Annotated in this window: 22 protein-coding genes; 15 read left to right on the forward strand and 7 right to left on the reverse strand. The window is 74.8% G+C overall.

The window, feature by feature from the left end:
* A complete protein-coding gene (locus AC3AQ1_RS12945) occupies nucleotides 1–1116 on the forward strand; it encodes an adenosine deaminase (RefSeq protein WP_108719321.1) in 1116 nt (371 codons plus the stop codon).
* Between the two features lie 256 nt (nucleotides 1117–1372).
* Here AC3AQ1_RS12945 and AC3AQ1_RS12950 read toward each other — a convergent pair whose 3' ends face one another.
* Together AC3AQ1_RS12950 and AC3AQ1_RS12955 are read right to left on the reverse strand one after the other, a co-directional pair.
* Nucleotides 1373–3244 (reverse strand): phospho-sugar mutase, encoded by a 1872-nt coding sequence (locus AC3AQ1_RS12950; protein WP_108719322.1) that lies wholly within the window; start codon nucleotides 3242–3244, stop codon nucleotides 1373–1375.
* Nucleotides 3244–4101, reverse strand: a complete 858-nt coding sequence (locus AC3AQ1_RS12955; protein ID WP_108720211.1) for a purine-nucleoside phosphorylase — start codon at nucleotides 4099–4101, stop codon at nucleotides 3244–3246. Before AC3AQ1_RS12955 ends, AC3AQ1_RS12950 begins: the two co-directional genes overlap by 1 nt.
* A 120-nt stretch (nucleotides 4102–4221) precedes the next feature.
* Here AC3AQ1_RS12955 and AC3AQ1_RS12960 point away from each other — a divergent pair, with 120 nt between their 5' ends.
* The 6 genes from AC3AQ1_RS12960 to AC3AQ1_RS12985 all read left to right on the forward strand — a co-directional run bounded on the left by AC3AQ1_RS12960 (nucleotide 4222) and on the right by AC3AQ1_RS12985 (nucleotide 9764).
* Nucleotides 4222–5772, forward strand: coding sequence for an NAD(P)H-quinone dehydrogenase (locus tag AC3AQ1_RS12960; protein ID WP_108720212.1), 1551 nt, complete (start codon nucleotides 4222–4224; stop codon nucleotides 5770–5772).
* Nucleotides 5773–5809: 37 nt separating this feature from the next.
* Nucleotides 5810–7042, forward strand: a complete 1233-nt coding sequence (gene dapE / locus AC3AQ1_RS12965) for a succinyl-diaminopimelate desuccinylase (RefSeq protein WP_108719323.1) — start codon at nucleotides 5810–5812, stop codon at nucleotides 7040–7042.
* Nucleotides 7039–7836: an LOG family protein gene (locus tag AC3AQ1_RS12970; protein ID WP_108719324.1), complete on the forward strand. Its 798-nt coding sequence runs from the start codon at nucleotides 7039–7041 to the stop codon at nucleotides 7834–7836. Before dapE ends, AC3AQ1_RS12970 begins: the two co-directional genes overlap by 4 nt.
* Nucleotides 7833–8216 carry a hypothetical protein gene (locus AC3AQ1_RS12975; RefSeq protein WP_108719325.1) on the forward strand — a complete coding sequence of 128 codons (384 nt, stop codon included), beginning with the start codon at nucleotides 7833–7835 and terminating at the stop codon, nucleotides 8214–8216. Before AC3AQ1_RS12970 ends, AC3AQ1_RS12975 begins: the two co-directional genes overlap by 4 nt.
* The gene (locus tag AC3AQ1_RS12980; protein WP_108719326.1) at nucleotides 8213–9421 is read left to right on the forward strand and encodes a hypothetical protein; all 1209 of its coding nucleotides are present in this window, start codon (nucleotides 8213–8215) and stop codon (nucleotides 9419–9421) included. Before AC3AQ1_RS12975 ends, AC3AQ1_RS12980 begins: the two co-directional genes overlap by 4 nt.
* A gap of 175 nt (nucleotides 9422–9596) precedes the next feature.
* The gene (locus tag AC3AQ1_RS12985; protein WP_108719327.1) at nucleotides 9597–9764 is read left to right on the forward strand and encodes a DUF3117 domain-containing protein; all 168 of its coding nucleotides are present in this window, start codon (nucleotides 9597–9599) and stop codon (nucleotides 9762–9764) included.
* Nucleotides 9765–9831: 67 nt separating this feature from the next.
* On the opposite strand, the gene AC3AQ1_RS12990 is transcribed toward AC3AQ1_RS12985, so the two are convergent.
* On the reverse strand, nucleotides 9832–10470 hold the full coding sequence (locus AC3AQ1_RS12990) for an O-methyltransferase (protein WP_108719328.1): 639 nt from the start codon (nucleotides 10468–10470) through the stop codon (nucleotides 9832–9834).
* Between the two features lie 90 nt (nucleotides 10471–10560).
* Between AC3AQ1_RS12990 and sigE the strand changes: the two genes are divergently transcribed.
* The 7 genes from sigE to AC3AQ1_RS13025 all read left to right on the forward strand — a co-directional run bounded on the left by sigE (nucleotide 10561) and on the right by AC3AQ1_RS13025 (nucleotide 16013).
* Nucleotides 10561–11160, forward strand: coding sequence for an RNA polymerase sigma factor SigE (sigE, locus tag AC3AQ1_RS12995; RefSeq protein WP_108719329.1), 600 nt, complete (start codon nucleotides 10561–10563; stop codon nucleotides 11158–11160).
* Entirely contained in the window at nucleotides 11157–12029 is an 873-nt protein-coding gene (locus AC3AQ1_RS13000) for a zf-HC2 domain-containing protein (RefSeq protein WP_108719330.1), read from the forward strand. The genes sigE and AC3AQ1_RS13000 overlap by 4 nt, the downstream gene beginning before the upstream one ends.
* Complete coding sequence (locus tag AC3AQ1_RS13005) at nucleotides 12022–13446, forward strand: S1C family serine protease (RefSeq protein WP_234417507.1); 1425 nt, start codon at nucleotides 12022–12024, stop codon at nucleotides 13444–13446. Before AC3AQ1_RS13000 ends, AC3AQ1_RS13005 begins: the two co-directional genes overlap by 8 nt.
* A gap of 13 nt (nucleotides 13447–13459) precedes the next feature.
* On the forward strand, nucleotides 13460–13804 hold the full coding sequence (locus tag AC3AQ1_RS13010) for a twin-arginine translocase TatA/TatE family subunit (protein WP_234417508.1): 345 nt from the start codon (nucleotides 13460–13462) through the stop codon (nucleotides 13802–13804).
* A 139-nt stretch (nucleotides 13805–13943) separates the two neighbouring features.
* A complete protein-coding gene (locus tag AC3AQ1_RS13015; protein WP_108719331.1) occupies nucleotides 13944–14792 on the forward strand; it encodes a DUF222 domain-containing protein in 849 nt (282 codons plus the stop codon).
* A 236-nt stretch (nucleotides 14793–15028) separates the two neighbouring features.
* The gene (locus tag AC3AQ1_RS13020) at nucleotides 15029–15556 is read left to right on the forward strand and encodes a hypothetical protein (RefSeq protein WP_234417509.1); all 528 of its coding nucleotides are present in this window, start codon (nucleotides 15029–15031) and stop codon (nucleotides 15554–15556) included.
* 43 nt (nucleotides 15557–15599) lie between these two features.
* Nucleotides 15600–16013, forward strand: coding sequence for an HNH endonuclease signature motif containing protein (locus tag AC3AQ1_RS13025; protein WP_304595666.1), 414 nt, complete (start codon nucleotides 15600–15602; stop codon nucleotides 16011–16013).
* A gap of 220 nt (nucleotides 16014–16233) precedes the next feature.
* Here the strand turns inward: AC3AQ1_RS13025 and AC3AQ1_RS13030 are convergent, their stop codons facing one another.
* Complete coding sequence (locus AC3AQ1_RS13030) at nucleotides 16234–17364, reverse strand: Mrp/NBP35 family ATP-binding protein (protein ID WP_108719333.1); 1131 nt, start codon at nucleotides 17362–17364, stop codon at nucleotides 16234–16236.
* Nucleotides 17365–17482: 118 nt separating this feature from the next.
* Between AC3AQ1_RS13030 and AC3AQ1_RS13035 the strand changes: the two genes are divergently transcribed.
* Nucleotides 17483–18982, forward strand: a complete 1500-nt coding sequence (locus AC3AQ1_RS13035; protein ID WP_108719334.1) for an NAD-dependent succinate-semialdehyde dehydrogenase — start codon at nucleotides 17483–17485, stop codon at nucleotides 18980–18982.
* Nucleotides 18983–19021: 39 nt separating this feature from the next.
* On the opposite strand, the gene AC3AQ1_RS13040 is transcribed toward AC3AQ1_RS13035, so the two are convergent.
* The 3 genes from AC3AQ1_RS13040 to AC3AQ1_RS13050 are packed head-to-tail and all read right to left on the reverse strand — an operon-like array spanning nucleotide 19022 to nucleotide 21700.
* Nucleotides 19022–19705, reverse strand: a complete 684-nt coding sequence (locus AC3AQ1_RS13040; RefSeq protein WP_108719335.1) for a response regulator transcription factor — start codon at nucleotides 19703–19705, stop codon at nucleotides 19022–19024.
* Between the two features lie 58 nt (nucleotides 19706–19763).
* Nucleotides 19764–20456 (reverse strand): response regulator, encoded by a 693-nt coding sequence (locus AC3AQ1_RS13045; RefSeq protein ID WP_108719336.1) that lies wholly within the window; start codon nucleotides 20454–20456, stop codon nucleotides 19764–19766.
* A complete protein-coding gene (locus tag AC3AQ1_RS13050) occupies nucleotides 20453–21700 on the reverse strand; it encodes a sensor histidine kinase (protein WP_159096545.1) in 1248 nt (415 codons plus the stop codon). The genes AC3AQ1_RS13045 and AC3AQ1_RS13050 overlap by 4 nt, the downstream gene beginning before the upstream one ends.
* Nucleotides 21701–21768 lie beyond the last annotated feature (68 nt).

A 21768-nucleotide genomic window follows, 5' to 3' on the forward strand; every position in this document is an offset into this window, starting at 1 on the left:
ATGACCGACGACGTCTTCGAGCCCGGCCCCGACCTCACCCCCGCGACGATCCGCGCGCTGCCGAAGGTCGTCCTGCACGACCACCTCGACGGCGGGCTGCGGCCCGCGACGCTCGTGGAGCTCGCCGAGGACGCCGGCCACACGCTGCCGGAGACCGACCCGGACGCGCTCGCCACGTGGTTCGTCACGGCCGCCGACTCCGGCTCCCTGGAGAGGTATCTCGAGACGTTCGCGCATACGACGGCGGTCATGCAGACCCCGGAGGCGCTGCGGCGCGTGGCGCGCGACGCCGTGATGGACCTCGCGGCCGACGGCGTGGTCTACGCCGAGCAGCGCTTCGCCCCCGAGCAGCACCTCGAGCAGGGCCTCACGCTGCAGCAGGTCGTCGACGCCGTGCAGCAGGGCTTCGACGACGGCGTCGCCGAGGCCGAGTCCAACGGCTGCACGATCACGGTGGGCACGCTGCTGTGCGCGATGCGCCAGGCGGACAACGCGCCGGCGATCGCCCGGCTCGCGCTGGAGAACCGCGACCGCGGCGTGGTCGGGTTCGACATCGCCGGCCCCGAGCTGGGCTTCCCGGCCGGCCGCCACCGCGAGGCGTTCGAGCTCCTGCGCGCCGAGAGCTTCCCGGTCACGGTGCACGCGGGCGAGGCGGACGGCGCCGAGTCGATCTGGGGCGCGCTGCAGGTGGGCGCGCTGCGCCTGGGCCACGGCATCCGGCTGCTGGAGGACGTCGAGCTGCCCGAGCACGAGCCGCTCAGCCACGCCCGTCCCGGGCGACTCGCGCAGTGGGTGCTGGACCGGCAGATCCCGCTCGAGGTCGCGCCGAGCTCGAACCTGCAGACCGGGGGCGCGGCCTCGATCGCCACCCACCCGATCACCACGCTGCGCGACCTCGGCTTCGCCGTCACGGTCAACACCGACAACCGGCTCGTCTCGGCCACCTCGATGTCGCGCGAGTTCAGCCTCCTGGTTGCCGAGGCGGACTGGACGCTGGACGACCTCGAGGCCGCGACGCTGGTGGCCGCCTGGAACGGCTTCGCGCACCGCGACGTCCTGATGCGGATCGTGGCCGAGCAGATCCTGCCCGGCTACGAGGCCGTCCGCGCGGGCTGAGTCGCTGCGCTGAGGCGCGGTTCGCCGTCGGGCACGGGCTCGACGGCGGCGCGCGCGTCCGCGACGCCACAGCGACTCTGCCTGACGTCAGAGCGACTCACACGGTCGGCGGGCGCCCTGCGGCCAGCATCGCCGCAGGTCAGAGCGCGACCGGCCGGCGTGGCCGCCCGGTGAGTCGCTCTCCCGGCACGGCCAGTCGCTCTCCCGTCACGGCGAGCGACGCTGTCGGGCACTCGGCCCGCGGTCGGTGCTAGGGCTAGAGCCCGACAGCGGCACGCACGTCCGCGCCGATCGCCGCCAGGCGCCGGGCGGCCAGCGACCGGGCGCTCGTCACGACGTCGCCGTGCGCGAGCGTCGGCGCGTCGCCGATCGGGACGTGCACGTCGAGGTAGGCCTTGAGCTTCGGCTCGGTGCCGCTGGGCCGCACGACGACGCGCACGCCGTCGCCCGTCTCCAGCCACACGCCGTCGGTGGGCGGGACGCGGTAGGCGCCCCCGGTCCTGCCGTCCGGATCGGGCACGTCGAGCCCGTCGGCGAGGTCGACGACGCGTGTGACGGCGCTGCCGCCGAGCGTGGCCGGGGGAGCGGTGCGCAGGCGCGTCATCGTCTCGGCGATGAGCGCGAGGTCCTCGACCCGCACGGTCACCGGCGCGCTCGCGAACAGGCCGTCGCGGCGGGCGAGCGCGTCGAGCACGCCGCGCAGGTCCGTCCCGTCCGCCTTCGCCTGCGCGAGGAGATTCACGACGGCGACGGCGGCCGAGACGCCGTCCTTGTCCCGCACCACGTCCGGGGCGACGCAGTAGCCCAGGGCCTCCTCGTAGCCGAACGCGAGGTCCGGGACCCGGGAGATCCACTTGAAGCCGGTGAGGGTCGCGCGGTGGCGCAGGCCGTGGGCGCGGGCGATGGCCTCGAGGTGGCGCGAGGAGACGATCGAGCAGGCCAGCACGGGGGAGTCCGCCGCTGGTGGCGGGGCATCCGGCAGAGCGGGGCCGGTGAGCGCGCCCGCGGCCGCCTCGCCCAGCAGCGCGCCGGTCTCGTCACCCGTGAGCCGGCGCCAGCCGCCCTCCGCGGCCGGGTCGGGGACGGCGACGGCGCACCGGTCCGCGTCGGGGTCGACGGCGATCACCACGTCGGCGTCCAGGTCCCGCGCGAGCGCGAACGCGAGATCCATCGCGCCCGCCTCCTCGGGGTTGGGGAACGCGACGGTGGGGAACGTGGGGTCGGGGTCGGCCTGCGCGCCGACCGTGTGCAGGTCGGTGACGCCCGCGGCGACGAGCGCGGAGGTGAGCGTGGGGCCGCCGACGCCGTGCATCGCCGTGGTCACGACGCGCAGCGACCCGACGCCCGGGTGGGCGGGGCGCGCGGTGAGCGCGTCGAGGTAGGCGCGGTGGACGTCGTCGCCCAGCACGGTCCAGCCGTTCTCGGCCCGCGGCACGTCCGCGATCTGCTTGATCGCCGCGATGTGCGCGGCGATCGCGGCGTCGTAGGGTGGCACGATCTGGGCGCCCTGGCCGGAGTCGGTGACGACCCGGCCGCCGAGGTACACCTTGTAGCCGTTGTCGGCGGCGGGGTTGTGCGAGGCGGTCACCATGACGCCCGCGTCGGCGTCGAGGTGGCGCACCGCGAACGCCAGCACGGGGGTGGGCCACTCCTGCCGCAGCAGCAGGGCCTCGCCGCCGGCCGCGGTGACCACCGCCGCGGTGTCCCGGGCGAAGACCCGGCTGTAGTGCCGGGCGTCGTAGCCGATGACCACGCGCGGGGGGCGCGTTGCGCCCGAGGTGGGCTCGCCGTCGGGCTCGTGCCCGCCGTCGTGCTCGCCGTCGGCGAGTGCTTCGAGCAGGTACGTGGTGAGCCCGGCCGCCGCGCGGATGACGACCGCGCGGTTCATCCGGTTCGACCCGCCGCCGATCGGGCCGCGCAGGCCGGCGGTGCCGAACTGCAGCGTGCCCGAGAAGCGGTCGGTGAGCTCCGCCGCGGCCGCCGGGTCGCCCTGCTCGGCGGCGTGGAAGAGCGCCGTGACCTCGGCGACGGTCGCTTCGTCGGGATCGTCGCGGACCCACGCGCGCACGCGCGAGACGACCCAGTCGGGGAGCGCGCCGTCGTCGACCGGTCCGAGACCCGAGGCCATCAGAGGGCTCGCACGATGTCGGCGAGCAGCGCGCTGATCCGCGGTCCGGCCGCGGCGCCGGCCTCGAGGACCTCGGCGTGCGAGAGCGGCACCGGGGAGATGCCGGCGGCCTGGTTCGTGACGAGCGAGATGCCGAGCACCTCCAGGCCGGCGTGCCGCGCGGCGATCGCCTCGAGCGTGGTGCTCATGCCGACGAGGTGGCCGCCGAGGATCCCGGCCATCCGCACCTCGGCGGGAGTCTCGTAGTGCGGCCCGCGGAACTGCACGTACACGCCCTCGGGCAGGTCGGGGTCGATCGTGCGGGCGAGCGTGCGCAGCCGTGAGGAGTACAGGTCGGTGAGGTCCACGAACGTCGCGCCCTCCAGGGGCGAAGCCGCGGTGAGGTTGAGGTGGTCGCTGATGAGGACCGGGGTCCCGGGCGCCCACTCGGGCACGAGGCCACCGCAGCCGTTCGTGAGCACCACGGTGCGGGCGCCGGCGGCGGCCGCCGTGCGCACGCCGTGCGCGACGCGCCGTACTCCGCGGTTCTCGTAGAAGTGCGTCCGGGAGCCGAGCACGAGGGCGTGGGTGTCACCGCCGCCGCTCGCGCCGCCATCGCCGCCGGTGATCCGGATCGAGCGGATGGTGGCGCCGTGGCCCTGGACCGCAGGGGCCGTGAAGCCCACGATCTGCGCCGCCGGGACCTCCGCGACGGTCTCGCCGAGCAGGTCGGCCGCGCCGCCCCAGCCGGAGCCGAGCACGAGGGCCACGTCGTGGCGGGCGACACCGGTCGCCTCGGCCAGCTGGGCGGCCGCGGCTCGCGCGACGGCGAAGGGGTCGGTGGTCGGATCGTCGAGGTCGAGCGCGTCGTCGGTCACGTCTGCACGGTAGTGCCCGGTGCGGAACCGGGTCGACCCGCGCGCGTGGTGGGCGCCGCCGGGTGCCACTCCCACGCCCCCGGGCGTCGCCTCGCGGCGGTTCGGGACAGAATGGGCCGCATGACGGCCCCGAGCAGCCCGAGCCCGACGTCCCCGACCTCCCCGGGGAACCCCAGCAGCGGTGAGCCCGTCCGCGGTGGCGCCGCGCCGACGCCCGAGGCCGTGGGGCCCGGCTCGCCGTCGGCGGGTGTGGCCGGCGCGTCCGCCACCCGGCACGGCAGCGACGTCGTGATCGTCGGCGGCGGCCCCGGCGGCTACGAGGCGGCGCTCGTCGCCCGCCAGCTGGGCGCGAGCGTGACCCTCGTCGAGCGCGCGGGACTCGGCGGCTCCGCGGTGCTCACCGACGTCGTGCCGTCCAAGACCCTCATCGCGACCGCCGAGTGGCGCGCCTTCGTGGAGAACGCCGAGGAGCTCGGCATCCACGTGGGCGAGCTGCGGCACGCGGCCCTCAACGTCGACCTCGGCGAGGTCAACACGCGCGTCCTGGCGCTCGCCCGCCAGCAGTCGCGGGACATCCGCGGCAAGCTCGAGCGCGACGGCATCCGGATCGTCGACGGCGTGGGTCACCTCGCGGACGCGAGCACCGTCGTCGCGACCACGCCCGACGGCGAGGAGCACCTCCCCGCGGACGTGATCCTCCTCGCGACGGGTGCGTCCCCGCGCGTGCTGCCGACAGCCGTGCCCGACGGCGAGCGCATCCTCACCTGGACCCAGGTCTACAACCTCGACGCCCTGCCCGAGCGGCTGATCGTCGTGGGGTCCGGCGTCACGGGTGCCGAGTTCGCCGGCGCGTTCGGCGCCCTCGGCTGCGAGGTCGTGCTGGTCTCCAGCCGCGACCAGGTCCTGCCCGGCTACGACTCCGACGCGGCCGCCCTCATCGAGGAGGTGTTCCGCCGCCGGAACATCACGATCGTCGCGCGGGCCCGCGCCGAGTCCGCCGTGCGGCAGGGCGACGAGGTGGTCGTGACGCTGTCGGACGGGCGCACCGTGACCGGCTCGCACTGCCTGCTCGCCGTCGGCGGCGTGCCCAACACGGCTGAGCTCGGCCTGGCGGAGGCGGGGGTGGCGACCTCGCACTCCGGGCACGTTCTCGTCGACCGCGTCTCTCGCACCACGGTGCGCGGGATCTACGCGGCAGGCGACGTCACGGGCGTGATGCCGCTCGCATCGGTCGCGGCCACCCAGGGCCGGATCGCGATGTGGCACGCGCTCGGTGACGCGGTCTCCCCGCTGGACGTGCGCAAGGTGCCCTCGACGATCTTCACCGAGCCCGAGATCGCCTCGGTCGGGATCAGCGAGGCCGAGGCCCCCGAACGGGACGCTCGGGTCGTGACGATCCCGCTGGCGCGCAACCCGCGGGCCAAGATGCTCGGCATCACCGAGGGGTTCGTGAAGCTCATCTGCCGCAACAACTCCGGCACCGTGCTGGGCGGGGTGATCGTCTCGCCGCGCGCGTCCGAGCTCATCCACTCGATCACCATCGCGATCGCGAACCGGCGCACGGTCGACCAGATCGCCAGCGCCATGACGATCTACCCGTCGCTCTCGGGCACGATCGCCGAGGCCGCCCGGCAGCTGCACTCCCCGGTGCCGGAGCCCGACGAGGAGTGAGGGGGAGCGAGCGGGCCGCCGAAGTAGGGTTCGCAGGGTGAGCGCCCCCACGCTGCCCGACCTCGCTGCCACGTCGCCCGCCGACCTCACGCGCGCCGTGTGCGACGTGCCGTCCGTGAGCGGGGACGAGCGGGCGCTCGCGGACGCCGTCGAGACCGCGCTGCGCGCCCTGGACCACCTCGAGGTGCTGCGTGACGGCGAAACCGTCGTGGCCCGCACCCACCTCGGCCGGCCCTCCCGGGTCGTCGTGGCCGGGCACCTGGACACCGTCCCGATCAAGGACAACCTCCCCACCTGGCTGGAGACGCGCGACGGCGCGGACGGCTCCGCGCAGGAGGTGCTGTGCGGTCGGGGCACGGTCGACATGAAGGGCGGAGTCGCCGTCGCGCTCCACCTCGCCGCGACCGTGACGGACCCGGTGGTCGACGTGACCTGGGTGTTCTACGACCACGAGGAGGTCGACGCGAGCCTCAACGGCCTCGGCCGGGTTGCGCGCACCCACCCCGACTGGCTCGCCGCGGACTTCGCGATCCTTGCCGAGCCCACCGCCGGCAACGTCGAGGGCGGCTGCAACGGCACGCTGCGCGTCGAGGTCACGACCACCGGCCGCACCGCGCACTCGGCGCGGGCCTGGCGCGGCCACAACGCGGTGCACGACCTGGCCCCGGTGCTCTCGGCGCTCGCGGCGCACGAGAGCGAGACCGTCACCGTGGACGGGCTGGACTACCGCGAGGGGCTCAACGCCGTGGGCATCTCCGGCGGCATCGCGACCAACATGATCCCCGACCGCGCAGGCGTCACCGTGAACTTCCGGTTCGCGCCCTCGCGCACGCCCGAGCAGGCCGAGCAGTACGTGCGCGACGTCCTCGCCGGGATCGACCACCTCACGATCACGGTGGTCGACTCGGCCGCCGGCGCCCGCCCCGGGCTGGACCACCCGGTCGCGCGCGCGTTCGTCGACGCGGCCGCCGCGACCGGCGCCGGGGTCGGCCCCAAGTACGGCTGGACCGACGTGGCGCGCTTCTCCGCGCTCGGCGTGCCCGCCGTGAACTTCGGCCCCGGCGACCCCAACCTCGCGCACGCCGACGACGAGCACTGCCCGACGGCGCAGATCGCCTCGGTCGCGACGGCACTGGGGGAGTGGTTGCGTGGCGTCGGGCCGGCCTCCCCCGACGGCGCTGCCGGTGCTGAGGGCGTTGACGGCACTGCCGCCGCCGAGACCGATCTGCCCGTGAACGAGACCGCCACGACCGAGGAGCGCACCGCATGAGCGACCGCACGACCGACCGCCCCACCTACCGCAAGGGCTCCGTCACGCTGCGGGGCCAGATGGTCCCGGCGAGCACGTCGGACGAGCGCCTCCTGTCGGGCCCGGACGGTGCGGACTGGCTGCACAAGGACCCGTGGCGCGTGCTGCGCATCCAGTCCGAGTTCGTCGAGGGCTTCGGTGCGCTGGCTGAGCTCGGCCCCGCGGTCAGCGTGTTCGGGTCCGCGCGCGTGCGGCCCGGCGACGCCGAGTACGCGCTCGGCGAGGAGGTGGCCCGGCTGCTCGCGCAGGCCGGCTACGCCGTCATCACCGGCGGCGGGCCGGGCCTCATGGAGGCCGCGAACAAGGGCGCGCACGAGGCGGGCGGCGTCTCGGTCGGCCTCGGCATCGAGCTGCCGTTCGAGCAGGGCATGAACCAGTGGGTCGACCTCGGGGTCAACTTCCGCTACTTCTTCGCCCGCAAGACGATGTTCGTGAAGTACGCCAGCGGGTTCATCGTGCTGCCGGGCGGCTTCGGCACGCTGGACGAGCTCTTCGAGGCCGTGACGCTCGTCCAGACCGGCAAGGTCAAGCGCTTCCCGATCGTGCTGGTCGGCTCGGAGTTCTGGGGCGGCCTCGTGGACTGGCTGCTCGACCAGCTGGGCGGGCGCGGCCTGATCGGACCGCGCGACGTCGACCTCCTGCACGTCACCGACGACCCGGCCGACGCCGTCGAGTTCGTCGCGGCCGCCGCGGCCGAGCTCGCGGCCCGCGAGCAGGAGGCCGAGCGCGCCGCCGCGGCCGAGGGGGCGGAGTGAGCGCGACCCTCGCGGCGGTGCTCTGGTGGGTGCCGCTGCTGCTCCTCGTGCTCGCCGTCGCGGTGGTCGCGCTGCGCGGCCGGCTGGAGGAGCTGGACGGCCTGGACACGCCCTACCCGGCGCTCCCGGCCGACGCCGATCCGCTCGCCTGGGCGGCGCCGACCCGCGGGACGCCCGACGGCGAGCGCCGCCCGGTCTTCCGGCGCACCTCGGTGCTGCGCGCCCCCGAGCCGGGCGCTAACGCGCCGGCCGACGCTCCCGCCGCGGCGGACGGGCGGCCTGACGCGGGCAGCGCCGACAGTGCGGACCTCACGGATCCCACCGGCACGACGCACTCGACGAGCAACACGGCGCGGGCGGAGCCCCCGCGCGAGGCGTGAGCGCGAGCGCGGAGCCGCCCGCCACCGTGCCCGACCTGCCAGGCCCGCGCGGCCTGGCGCGGCTGCGCACGTGGGGCGTGCGGGTGGTCGCGGTGTACCTGCTGACGCGGGTGTTCTCGGCGGTGCTGCTGCTGATCGCCGCCGCGCACCAGGGGCCCAACCCGTGGGCGCAGGAGCCCACCTACGTCCAGTTCACCGGGCTGTGGTGGGACGCCGGCTGGTACGAGCGCATCGCCGACGGCGGCTACCCCCTCCCGGTCCCGCTCGGCACCCAGAGCTCCTGGGCCTTCTTCCCGCTGTACCCGGTGCTCGTGCGCGCCCTCATGTGGGTCACGGGCGCGGGGTTCGCGGTCGTCGCGCCGACCCTGTCGCTCGTCGCAGGGACGGTCGCGGCGGCGTTGCTCGCTCGGGTGGTGCGGGAGCAGGGCGAGCGAGCCGGGGTGTCCCCGGCGGCCGCGCGCAGGCGTGGGCTCGCCGTCGTGCTCCTGCTGGGTCTGTTCCCCGCCGCGCCGGTGCTGCAGGCCGCGTACGCGGACGCCCTCGCGCTGGTGTGGGTGGTCCTCGCCCTGCTGCTGCTCGGGCGGCGGCGGTACCTGCTCGCGGTGCTGCCCGTGCTCGCGCTCGGTCTCACCCGGCCGGTGGCGCTGCCGTTCGTGCTCGTCGTGGCGTGGCACGCCCACCGTCGCCGGCGCTGCGACCCGCCGTCGCGCAGGGAGTGGCGCGCCCTGGTGACGCTCGGGCTCGCGAGCGTCGTCGCGGGACTTGCCTGGCCGGCCGTGACCGGGATCGCGGCGGGCCGCTGGGACGCCTACCTCGTGGTGCAGGAGGCGTGGCGGTCCGGCGACGCCGTGGCTCCCGTCGCCGCGTGGTTCTCGTTCGCGATCGGGTACCTCGGCGGGTGGGGCGTGCCGGCCGTGCTCCTCGCCGTCGCGGCGGGCGTCGCGGTGGTCGCGGTGCCGGCCGCGCGGCGGCTCGGCACCGACCTGCGGGCGTGGACCGCGGCCTACCTCGGCTGGCTGCTCGTGGCGGTGCAGCCGCACAGCTCCACGATCCGCCAGCTCGTGCTCGCCGTCGGGATCCCGGTGGTGCTCGTCGGCGACTCGCGGGTCCGGCTGGCCGCCCTCGCGACGTTCTCGGCGGTGTGCCAGGTCGCGTGGGTGATGGTGCTCTGGCGTCTGGGGCTGGCCTACGGGTGGCCGCCGTGACCGGCCACTGACGGGCCGTCGACCGGCATCCCGACCGGCATCGTTGCTCACGTGTGGATTACACTGGAGCGGGCTCGCCGGGCGGTCGGGACTACTTCGACCGGCCACGTGCGGGCTGCGAACAAGCCCTGGTCGGAGATCGACCCGGGCCACGACGACGGAGGGATCGACCGCGATGGCCGCGATGAAGCCGAGGACCGGGGACGGACCGCTCGAGGTCACCAAGGAGGGTCGCGGTCTCGTCATGCGCGTCCCGCTCGAGGGCGGTGGCCGGCTCGTGGTCGAGTTGAACGCGGCCGAGGCCGCAGCCCTGCGCGACGCTCTGGCCGGCGTCGTCGGCTGACACCCTGACCTGAGGACGGCGCCCCACGGTCTCGTGGGGCGCCGTCCTCGTCCCGGCGATCCGACCGTCAGCGGCGGACCGCGAGCAGCACGCCCGTGCCGGAGGGCACCAGCGCCGTGAGCCAGCCCTCGTCCTCCGCCAGCGTGCGCACCACCTCGCGCATCGCGACCGTCTCGGGGTCGCGCCGAGCCGGGTCCGCGACGCGGTCGAACCACAGCGCGTGCGGGATCGCGAGGGTGCCGCCGCTGCGCAGCAGGCGCGTCGCCTGCACGAGCAGGTCGGAGAGCTCGGCCACCTCGCCGTCGAGCACCACGAGATCGTAGGAGCCGTTCGCCAGCCGCGGCAGCACCTCGAGCGCGCGACCCGCGATCGTGCGGGTGCGCGACGCCGGAACGCCCGCCTGCGTGAACGCCGCCCGGGCGGAGCGCTGGTACTCGACGTCGACGTCGATCGTGGTCAGCACGCCGTCGGACGGCATGCCGGCCAGCAGCCAGACCCCGCTGACGCCCGCGCCGGTCCCGATCTCCACGACGTGCCTGGCCGACGACGCCGCGGCGACCGCGCGGAGCAGGGCGCCGACGCCGACCGACACGGCCGGTACGCCCAGCTCGGCCGCGCGTTCACGGGCGGCCGCGGCGGCGGGTGGCTCGGCGACGACCTCCTCGGCGTACGTCCAGCTCTGCGCCTTGTCCGCGGCTCCCGCCATCGTGCGTCTCCTCGCTCGTCCTGCGGCCCATGCTAGGTGGCGGCCCCGTCCGCCGTAGACTGGACGCTCCGTAGCACGTGAGGTGACCTGGTGCCCGAGATCGAAGCGCCGGCAGCCGACTGGCAGCCACCCGCCTGGGACGAGCTCGTGCGCGAGTACTCGCCTCAGGTCTACCGGCTTGCCTACCGGCTGACCGGGCAGCGTGCCGACGCCGAGGACCTCACGCAGGAGGTCTTCATCCGGGTGTTCCGCTCGCTGGACTCCTACCAGCCGGGCACGTTCTCGGGCTGGCTGCACCGCATCACCACCAACCTCTTCCTCGACCAGGTGCGCCGCAAGCAGCGTCAGCGCACCTCCGCCCTCGGTGAGTACGACTCCGACGCGCCCCGCGCGGCGCGTGGCGACGAGCCCGAGCGACACTTCGAGATGACCAACCTCGACGTCGACATCCAGACCGCGCTGGCCGCGCTCGCCCCCGAGTACCGCGCCGCCGTCGTGCTGCGCGACATCGAGGACCTCACCTACGAGGAGATCGCCGAGGTCCTCGGCATCTCGCTCGGCACGGTGCGCTCGCGCATCCACCGCGGCCGCGCGAAGCTGCGCACCGCGCTCGCGCACCGCTCGCCGTCGGCACCCAGCACGCCCGCCGCACCGCTGCTCGGCGGCCTGGCCCCCCGGCCGGCGCCGTGATCGGCCCCTTCGGTCACCTCGGCCCGCTCGCGAGCGGGCTGGTCGACGACACCCTCGCGCCCGAGGAGCGCCGGCGCGCGCTCGAGCACCTCGAGCACTGCGCGGACTGCGACCGCCTCGTGGCGGAGCAGCGCCGCCAGCGCCGGCTCACCGCCACGCTCGGTCAGGTGAGCGTGCCGACGGGCCTGGCGGACCGCCTCCTCGCGCTGGGTGCCGCGGAGGGCGCGGGCGCGGCGGGGGGCGCGAGCGTCGCGCCGTGGTCCCAGACCCCCGACGTGCGCCGCCGCTCGGCGGGCCGGTTCGTCCTCGTGTCGGCCGCCTCCGTGGTCGGGCTCGGGGTCGTGGCCTCCGGCGTGCTGTACGGCATCGGCGCACCTCGCGTGCATACCCCCGAGGCAATCGCCCAGGCGGCGGTCAGTGTGGACGCGACCTCCGCCGTCGCGCTCTCGGGCGCCACGGACAGCTCCGCAGACCCGGGCGCCGCGTGGCCCGCGGGGTTCAGCGCGCCCGCGAACCTCTCCGCGTCCGCCCTCACCGTGACGGGCACGACGGCGAGCGACACCGACGCCGGCGACATCGTGCAGGTCGAGCTCGACGTCGACGGCGAGACCGTCACCCTCCTCGAGAGTCACGGCATGCTCGACGTGGACGCCGGATCCGTCTCGCGATCGGTCCGGGTGGGCGACGTCGAGGCGCACCGGGTCGGGCAGTGGTGGGTCGCGCAGGCCGGCACCGACGTCGTCGCCGTGCGCGGCTCGGACGACGCGTGCCTCACGGTGCTGCGGTCCTTCTCGACGTCGACACCCACCTTCCCGGCCGCCGTCCTGGACCGCATGGGTGCGGGCTGGCGGGTGGTGACGGGTGACTGACACGCGACCCGAGACGCCCGAGCGCGTCCCGGCGAAGTCCGGCGCGCCCTCCGAGGCCGGTGACGCGGTCGAGCCGGGCGTTGTGGAGCCGGGTGCGGCGTGGCCGTGGCCCGAGCCCGACGGCGAGCCGCACCCCCACGACGACCAGCCCCCGCCCGACGGCGAGCACGCCGACACGGTCGCGCTCGCCCCGGTCGCCGATACTCCACGCCGACGACGGGTGCGCACCCGCCGGGTCGCGCCGCGCCGCGTCGCCGGGTCGACCGACGTGCGACGTCGCAGTGTCGGCGTGCCGGCCGTCGCCGCCGTCGCGGTGCTCGCCCTGCTCGTCGGGACGCTGACCGGCCTGCTGCTCGCGCCACGCTTCGGGATCGAGACGGCCGCGCCCGGGGAGGGCTCGCCGTCGGGCGCCCCGGTGGTGGTGACGCCCGCGCCGTCGACGCTGCCGACGGCGACCGCAGGCGGTGCGACCCGGTCCGCGGGCGCGGTCGACATCGTGGCGATCGCGGCCGAGGCGCTGCCCAGCACCGTCGCGATCGACGTCACGCTGCCGGACGGGACCGGGTCCTCGGGTTCGGGCATGGTGCTGCGCGCCGACGGCTACGTGCTGACGAACGCACACGTGGTGTCGCTCGCGAGCACCGCGGGCTCGACCCTGACCGTGATCTTCTCCGACGGGAGCCAGTCGGGGGCGCAGATCGTCGGGCAGACGGTCGACTACGACCTCGCGGTGCTCCGCGTGGAGCGGACCGACCTCGTGCCGCTCTCGCTGGGCGACTCGGACGCGCTCGTCGTGGGCCAGCCGGTCGTCGCGGTGGGTGCACCGCTGGGGCTGCAGGGCACCGTGACCTCGGGCATCGTGAGCGCGCTGAACCGGCCCGTCACAGCCGGCGACACCGGGCAGGTCTCGTTCATCAACGCGATCCAGACCGATGCGGCGATCAACCCGGGCAACTCCGGCGGTCCGCTGCTGGACGCGACCGGTGCCGTGATCGGCATCAACTCCGCGATCGCGCAGGCGTCCGGGCAGGCTGCGACCGGCAGCATCGGGCTCGGCTTCGCGATCCCCGCGAACCAGGCGCGGCGCACGGCCGAGGAGCTCATCGCTTTCGGCTACGCGACCTACCCGGTGGTCGGCGTGCTGCTGGACAGCGGCTACACGGGCGAGGGCGTCCGCGTGGCCACCACCGAGTCCAACGGCACGCCGCCCCTGACGCCGGGTGGCCCGGCCGAGACGGCCGGGGTGCAGCCCGGCGACGTCATCCTCGCGATCGACGGCCAGCCGGTGACGCTGCCGGAGGAGCTCATCGTGGCGATCCGCGCGCACGCACCCGGCGACGTCGTGACGCTGACCGTCCGCGAGGGCGGGACGGAGCGCGAGGTCGCGGTGACGCTCGGCTCGGAGCGATCGGAGTGAGCGGGGCGGGGGCGTGACCGGCTCGATCAACGGCTACGAGCTCGTCCTCCTCACCGTGATCGCCCTGCTGGTCATCGGTCCGGAGCGGCTGCCCTCCTACGCCGCCCAGCTCGGGCGCCTCGTGCGCGAGCTGCGCGCCCTTGCCAAGGGCGCGGGGGAGAAGGTCCGCGCGGAGATGGGCGACGAGCTCGACGAGCTGCGCACTCTCGACCCGCGCCAGTACGACCCGCGGCGGATCATCCGCGAGGCGCTCGCGGACGACCCGCCGGCCAAGCCGGTGTCCGCGGGCGGGCCGGGTGGGGTCAGCCCCGTCCCGCGGCCGGGTGCGCCGGCGCCGTTCGACGACGAGGCGACCTGACGCGTGCCGGGATCCGGCACGCGGGGGTTTTCGTGGGTTGTCCCCAGGTGGCTCTGATGTCTCCCCGAGAGTCGCTTTGTGGATATGTTCGTGCAGGTCAGGGCTTGTAGGTCGCACATTCGTATCTTAGACTCGGGGCATGGCCGCACCCGTCCTGATCGACCCCGCGCACAACGCGCAGGCCGACCTGGACGCTGCCCTGACCGCCCTCGAAAGCATCGTCGAGCACGAGACCCTGATCGGCTCCACGACCGAACTCACCCTCCACCTCGCCGAGCTCATCGAGACCTCCACCCGACGCCTGACCCGCCTGCAGCTCCACCTCGCCGCCGCCCTCGAGCACGCCACCACCGCACCCGAGGCCGGCCACGGCGTGCTCGTCGACCACAGCGGCACCCTGCCCCGCCCCACCCTCCTGCCCGACACCAGCAGCAGCAGCATCGGCGCCCGTGGCCGCGACGTTGCCGGAACCGGCGACCCGGCCGGCACAGGTGGGGCGGAAGACGTCGGCACGCGCGGCACCGGCACGGGAGAGGCGGTGGACGCGGGTTGCACCCCGACCGGCCGGTCGGGGCCGCGCACCCCGTACGCGCGGGCGCGGGACCTGCTGCGGATGCGGCTACGGATCAGCGGCGCCGAAGCCGGCCGCCGCATCCGCCTGGGCCACGCCCTGACCCCCCGCACCACTCTCAGCGGGGAGGTCGTTCCTGCCGAGCGCCCCGTCCTTGCGTCGGCGCTGCCGCACCTGGACCGGGAAGCCACCACCGGGGTCCTGCGCGCCCTCGAACGCGTCGCCGCCGTGCTGGAGCAGGGGGACGTCACCGAGCTCGAACAGGTCCTCACCACCCATGCCACCACGTTCGATCCCGACCAGCTGCGCCGGATCGCCACCCACGCCGTGGCCGTGGCCGATCCCGACGGGGCAGCGCCCAGCGAAAGCCTCAAGCACATCCAGCAGGGCGTCCAGGACCCACCCGCAAAGGCCTGACCACCATCCGCCTCGTCGTCGACGCCGTCCAGCTCGAGATCCTCCAGACCGTCTTCGACACCGGCACCAACCCCCACACCACCACCCCCACCAGAACGTGCGACCCGAGCAGAACGGGCGACCCGAGCAGCACCGGCGTCGAGGCAGCCGGCCCGGACTCGACTACCCGCGACGCCTCACCCGACACCGCCTCGACCAGCGCGGGCGCGAACGCGGCTGGCGTCGGGGCGACGGGCGTGGGTACGAACGCGGCTGGCGTCGGGGCAGCCGTCAGCGGCCGCGTCGATGGTGACGGAGTCGCACCGGGCGCCGACGGCGCAGACCGTCTGAACCTGGACGCGGCAGATGCTGTGCCGCCAGTGGTGCTCGCGCCGCCGGAGCGGCGCACCCGCCCCCAGATCATGCTCGACACCCTCATCGCCGCCACGATGTGCATCCTGCGCACCGGTGTCCTGCCCACCACCGGTGGAGCACCCACCCAGTTCATCGTCACCCTCGACGGCGCTGACCTGCTCGCGGCCCTGCGCCACCAGACCCCGACCCCCGCTGAAACGGCGAACGCCCGGAACGCGCAGGGCACCCGGCACGCTCCGAACGCTCGGGACAGGGCGCCGTCGGCCACACCTGACACCCCAGAGCCGGATGAACCGTTCGACCCGCGCAGCCGACCCGGTCCCACCCGCATCCGGTCTCGTCAGATCCGGCCGTCCGCCGAATGCGGACACGAACGCGCCCGCGGACACCGACGCGCCCGTGTTCAGTGAGCGGGATCTGGACGGTGTCGCGTGGCTGATCCACGAGGGGCCCGTGTCGCTACGTTCTGTGCGGCGCCTGGCGTGCGACGCCGACCTCGTCCCCGTCGTTCTCGGGACCGGTTCGCGTGTCCTCGACCTCGGCCGCAGCCACCGCCTCGTTCCCGCCTGGATGCGCACCGCTCTGACCGCTCGCGACGGCGGCTGCCTCTTCCCCGGCTGCCACATCCCCGCCACCTGGTGCGACGCCCACCACATCATCCCCTGGTACCAGGGCGGCGCCACCAGCACCGACAACGCCGCCCTCCTGTGCGGCTACCACCACCACCTCATCCACACCGGCGACTGGACCATCACCACCCCACGACCCGGCGCCACACCCACCATCACCCCCGGCCCGGAACTCACCCCGACCTACCACCGCTCCTGGGCGCCTCCTAGCCACTCCAACCGCTACCACCGCTGCTGAACCGCGCCGATGGCGGGCAGGGCCGCGGCGCTCGGCTGGACGAACACGAAAAGGCCGCCGCGCGAGGGGACGATGACCGGCGGCGAGCACGGCCGTCGCTCACCTGGTCGACCGCGGACGGGACGGTGCGGGCGCTCCGGCGGGCACGCCGTCGGGCTCCGGGTCGGGCGTCGGGTCGACGGCGCGCGCGTCCCGATCCGGCGGGATGGGGCGGGCGTTCTCAGACGACGCTGAGGCCGAGGCGACGCCCGGCGAGGCCGCGCGGCGTCGCGGCCAGCGAACGGGCGAGCTCGCGCAGCGCGGCCGCACCTTCGCCGTCGTCCGCGGGATCCTCGGCCCCGGCGGCCGGGTGGCCCGTATCGCCGCCCTCGCGGACCGAGACGTCGAGGGGGATCTGGGCGAGCAGCGGTACCCGATAGCCGAGCGTCGTGGTGAGCGTGCCGGCGACGGCGGCCCCACCGCCTGAGCCGAAGAGCTCCAGCCGTGAGCCGTCGGGCTGGGTGAGCCAGGACATGTTCTCGACGACGCCGATGACGCGCTGGCGCGTCTGCTGCGCCATCGCGCCGGCGCGCGCGGCGACGTCGGAGGCGGCCTGCTGCGGCGTGGTCACGACGAGGAGGTCCGCACCGGGGACGAGCTGCGCGACCGAGATGGCGATGTCGCCGGTCCCGGGGGGCAGGTCGAGCAGGAGCACGTCGAGGTCGCCCCAGAAGACGTCCGCGAGGAACTGCTGCAGCGCGCGGTGCAGCATCGGCCCGCGCCAGACGATGGGCTGTCCCGGGGGCGCGAACATGCCGATCGAGATGACCTTCACCCCGTGCGAGACGGGCGGCAGGATCATGTCCTCGACCTTGGTCGGGGTGTGCGTGACGCCCAGCATGAGAGGCAGGGAGAAGCCGTAGATGTCGGCGTCGAGCACGCCGACGCGCAGCCCCTCGCGCGCCATCGCGACGGCGAGGTTCGCCGTCACCGTCGACTTGCCGACGCCGCCCTTGCCCGAGGACACGGCGATCACGCGGGTGAGGGAGTCCGGCTGCGCGAACGGGATGACGGGCTCGGCGTCGGTGCCGCGCAGCGTGGTGCGCAGCGCCTTGCGCTCCTCGTCCGTCATGACGGTGAGGGTCACGGCGACGGTGCGCACGCCGTCGAGCGCCTCGACGGCGTCGGTGACGTTCGCGGTAATGGTGTCGCGGAGCGGACAACCCGCGGTGGTGAGGGCGACGGTGACGCGGACGTCGCCGTCGTCGACGGCGATGTCCTTGACCATGTCCAGCTCGGTGATCGGACGGCGGATCTCGGGGTCCAGGACGCCGTCGAGGGCGGACCGGACGGACTCGACGAGGACGCTCACTGCTCGAGTCTAGGCAGACGCCCGGACGGGGAGCCGGGACGTGCGGCTCCCTGTCTGCGCCTCGCGGGCATGCTGCTTAGGATCGGGGAAACGCCGACGACTGCGACGAGGGAGTCCCATGACCGACAACGGCATCAACGGCGAGGCCCGCGAGGACAGCGAGGCCAAAGTCCTGGCGAACGTGCCGGACGGCCTCTTCATCGGCGGGCAGTGGCGCGCAGCCGAGAACGGCGCGACGCTCCAGGTGCGAGACCCGGCCACCGGCGAGGTCGTCAAGGAGATCGCGGACGCCTCGGTCGCCGACGGCGGCGCCGCCCTCGACGCCGCGTGCGCCGCCGCGGCGGACTGGGCCGCCACCCCGGCCCGCGAGCGCGGGGAGCTGCTGCGCCGCGTGTTCGACCTCCTCACCGCGCGGGCCGACGACTTCGCGCTGCTCATGACGATCGAGATGGGCAAGCCGCTGGCCGAGGCCCGCGGCGAGGTGACCTACGGCGCCGAGTTCCTGCGCTGGTTCAGCGAGGAGGCGCCGCGCATCGCGGGCCGGTACGGCGCCAACCCCGAGGGCACCGGTCGCGTGGTCGTCACGCAGCACCCAGTCGGCCCGTGCTACCTCATCACGCCGTGGAACTTCCCGCTCGCGATGGCCACGCGCAAGATCGCCCCGGCGCTCGCGGCCGGCTGCACCGTCGTGGTCAAGCCTGCCGAACTCACGCCGCTCACCACGCTCGCGTTCGTCGCGCTGCTCGAGGAGGCCGGGCTCCCGGTCGGCGTCGTCAACGTGCTCACGACCTCGACGTCGGGTGCGGTCTCCGAGCCGATCATCCGCGACCCGCGGCTGCGCAAGCTCTCGTTCACGGGCTCGACCCCCGTCGGGCAGGCGCTGCTGCGCCAGGCCGCCGACGGCGTGCTGCGCACCTCCATGGAGCTCGGCGGCAACGCGCCGTTCGTGGTGTTCGACGACGCGGACCTGGACAAGGCGGTCGCGGGCGCGATGGCGGCCAAGTTCCGCAACATTGGGCAGGCGTGCACCGCCGCCAACCGGTTCCTCGTGCACCGCAGCGTGGTGGCCGAGTTCACCGCGCGGGTGACGGCGAAGGTGCGGGAGCTCAGGGTGGGCCGCGGCACGCAGGACGGCGTCGCGATCGGTCCGCTCATCGACGACCGCGCGGTCGCCAAGGCCACGCAGCTCGTCGAGGACGCCGTCTCGCGCGGCGCGACGCTGCACACGGGCGGCAGCGCGATCGAGGGGCCGGGCACGTTCTTCGCCCCGACGGTCGTCGGGGACGTCCGCCCGGGCAGCGAGATCCTGCGCGAGGAGATCTTCGGACCGGTGCTCGCCGTCGTGCCGTTCGACACCGAGGACGAGGCGGTGCGGCTCGCGAACGACACCGAGTACGGCCTCGTCTCCTACGTCTACACCGAGCGTCTGGAGCGCGGTCAGCGCATGATCGAGCGGCTCGAGACCGGGATGATGGGACTCAACGTGGGAGTCGTGTCGAACGCGGCCGCGCCCTTCGGCGGTTGGAAGTTCTCCGGACTCGGGCGCGAGGGCGGTGCCGAGGGCATCCACGAGTACCTGCAGACCAAGTACACGCTCACCGCGAACCCGTTCGCGTAGGCGAGGTCGGCCCGGACGAGGCCGTTCAGGCGATCCGGCTCAGTGCGCGTCGCTCATCGGGCGGACGCGCGCGCGGTCGCGCGCGAACCCGTGGTCGATGCCCCACAGGATCGCCTGGCTCCGTGTGGTCACGCCCATCGTGCGGTAGGCCGTGCGGATGTAGGACTTCACCGAGTTGATCGACAGGTACGTCCGGGCCGCGATCTCGTTGTTCGACAGGCCCTCGGTGACAAGCACGACGATCTCCGCCTCACGGGCCGTGAGGCCCTCGCGGCGTCCGGGCCAGTCCCCGGTGTGCGGCTCCGCCGCCGGGTCGCCGCTGGGCTCGAGCATCGGCAAGCCCGCGTGCACGCGCTCGAGGGCCTCGACGAGCTCGAGGGCGTCGAGGTTCTTGGCGAGCGTCGCGTCGAAGCCGCGGGCGCGCGCCTTGGCGACGAGCGCCGGGTCCGTGCCCCACGTGTAGAGCACCGTACGGCGGACCTTGGGGTCGTGCGTGACGTCCTCGACGCCGTTGCCGGTCACGGGCTCCTCGAGGTTGGGCATGGAGAACGTGTCGTACAGCGCGATGTCGACGTCCTGCGAGACGCCGACGTTCGCGTCGAGCTCGGCGATGGTGACCCGGTCGGCGTACGGCTGCAGCATCGCCGCGACGCCCCGGACTACCAGCTCGAAGTCGTTGACGACTGCGACGGTGATCGGGCCGGGCGATGCTGCTGAGCTCATAGACCCACGGTACTTGGCCCGGGCGCCCCGATCGGCGCGATCACGCCGCACGGGTGCGTCACAGGAGGCCCAGCTCCTGGGCGCGGGTCACCGCGCGGGTGCGGTCGGAGACCTCGAGCTTCGCGAAGACGCGCAGCAGGTGCGACTTCACGGTCGCCTCACCGATGTGCAGCGCACGCCCGACCGCCGGGTTGGACCGGCCCTGCGCCACGAGCGCCAGCACCTCCAGCTCCCGTGGCGTGAGCCCGACGGCGAGCCCGCCCCGGTCCTCCGGCCCGCCTCGCCCGGGGGTGCCCTCACCCGCACTCGAGCGCGCGGTCCGCACCTGCGCCACGAGCGTCGCGGCGACTGACGGAGAGAGGGCGGCGCTGCCCGCGGCCACGGCCCGCAGCCCCGCGAGGATCTCCTCCGGCGGCGCGGCCTTGAGCAGGTAGCCGCTGGCGCCGGCCTCGATGGCGGCGAGAATCTGCTCGTCGGACTCGTACGTCGTGAGCACGAGCACCCGCGGCGGTGGGCCGGCCGAGGTGTCGGCGAGGATCCGGCGCGTGGCGGCCACGCCGTCGAGCACGGGCATGCGCAGGTCCATGAGCACGACGTCGGGGCGCGTCTGCGCCGCGAGGGTCACGGCGCTGGCGCCGTCGCCCGCCTCGCCCACGACGTCGATGCCCGGCTCGGTGCGCAGCAGCCCGACGATGCCCGACCGCACCACCGGGTGGTCGTCGACGACGAGCACCCGCAGCCCCGCCGTCACCGGACGGCCTCGGCGCGTGGTTCGACCGGTGGTGCAGCGACGCCGGGAGCCTCGGCCGGCGCCACGACGGCGTGCGGCAGCGACACCCGTACGCGCGTCCCCTCCCGCGGGCTCACCCCGTCGCCCGCGCCGATCTCGAGCGTTCCGCCGGCGAGCGCGAGCCGCTGCCGCATGCCGGGCAGGCCGCGGCCCTCGCCCGGCGCGCAGCTCGACGGCACGGCGCCGTCGGGACCCAGCCCCACGCCGTCGTCGGTCACGGTCAGCGCCGTCGCGGCCGGGGTGTCGGTGAGGCGCACGAGGACATGGCTCGCGCGCGCGTGCTTGCGGACATTCGCGAGCGACTCCTGGGCGCACCGCAGCAGCACGACCTCCTGCTCGCGGGACAGCGCGCGGTCCACGCGCTCGTCGGTCAGCGTCACGCGCACGCCCGTCTCGCGCTCGAAGCCCTCGGCCAGCCGCGCGAGCGACTCGGTCAGCGCGCCGCCGCGGGAGTACCCGGCGACGAGCGCGCGCGCCTCGCCGAGCGCTTCCGTGGCGAGCTCGGCGATGACGGCGAGGTTCTCGGCGCCGCGCGCGGCGTCCGGGGCCTCCCCGCCGGCCTCGCGCTGTGCGGCCTCGCGCTGCGCCCGCTGGGCCACCATGACCAGGCCGGTGAGGCTCTGCGCGATCGTGTCGTGGATCTCGCGGGCGACCCGCTCGCGCTCGGCGTCCTGACCCGCCTGGCGCTCCAGCGCCGCGACGGAGTCCTGCGTGGCGCGCAGCTCCGCGATGAGCGCGTCCCGCTCGGCGCCGTAGGTCGCCATCCGGGTGATCCACAGCCCGACCATGACGCTCATCGCGCACGACAGCAGCGCCGTGAGCAGGCCGTCCGTCCAGTCCCCGGTCCATCCTGTGCCCACGAACACGGCCAGCGCCATCGCGGCGTTCCAGCCCAGCGCGACCCGCACGGTCGGCGAGACCATCCAGATCACGGGGTAGGCGACCATCTGCACCATCGCCGCGATCGGGGCGCCCGCGCACGCGACGCCCACGCACACCACCACGATCGCGGCGTAGCCGTAGGCCAGCGCCGTGCCCTCGGCGCGGACTGCGCGCCGGCCGAGGAGCACGTGCGCGACGGCGAGCGCGGCGAGCGCGGTCACGGTCACCCAGGGCGTGGGCTCGGTGGTGGCGACGGCGAGCGCCGCGACCAGCACGGCCGCGGCCACCACGCCGGCGTCCCACCAGCGCGAGATGAGGAGCACGGGCCCATTGTGCGGCGCCACGGGCGCCGACGGCAGTGTCGTTCCCGACTCTGCCGCCGGCGCCGGGC

The sequence above is a fragment of the Miniimonas sp. S16 genome (genome assembly GCF_057748195.1).

Bases quoted from the DNA above. Each gene is read 5' to 3' on its own strand.
- AC3AQ1_RS12950 (WP_108719322.1), bottom strand. From the start codon at position 3,244: ATGGCCTCGGGTCTCGGACCGGTCGACGACGGCGCGCTCCCCGACTGG.
- AC3AQ1_RS13035 (WP_108719334.1), top strand. From the start codon at position 17,483: ATGACCGACAACGGCATCAACGGCGAGGCCCGCGAGGACAGCGAGGCC.
- AC3AQ1_RS13040 (WP_108719335.1), bottom strand. From the start codon at position 19,705: ATGAGCTCAGCAGCATCGCCCGGCCCGATCACCGTCGCAGTCGTCAAC.
- AC3AQ1_RS12985 (WP_108719327.1), top strand. From the start codon at position 9,597: ATGGCCGCGATGAAGCCGAGGACCGGGGACGGACCGCTCGAGGTCACC.
- AC3AQ1_RS13015 (WP_108719331.1), top strand. From the start codon at position 13,944: ATGGCCGCACCCGTCCTGATCGACCCCGCGCACAACGCGCAGGCCGAC.
- AC3AQ1_RS12970 (WP_108719324.1), top strand. From the start codon at position 7,039: ATGAGCGACCGCACGACCGACCGCCCCACCTACCGCAAGGGCTCCGTC.
- AC3AQ1_RS12990 (WP_108719328.1), bottom strand. From the start codon at position 10,470: ATGGCGGGAGCCGCGGACAAGGCGCAGAGCTGGACGTACGCCGAGGAG.
- AC3AQ1_RS12945 (WP_108719321.1), top strand. From the start codon at position 1: ATGACCGACGACGTCTTCGAGCCCGGCCCCGACCTCACCCCCGCGACG.
- AC3AQ1_RS12960 (WP_108720212.1), top strand. From the start codon at position 4,222: ATGACGGCCCCGAGCAGCCCGAGCCCGACGTCCCCGACCTCCCCGGGG.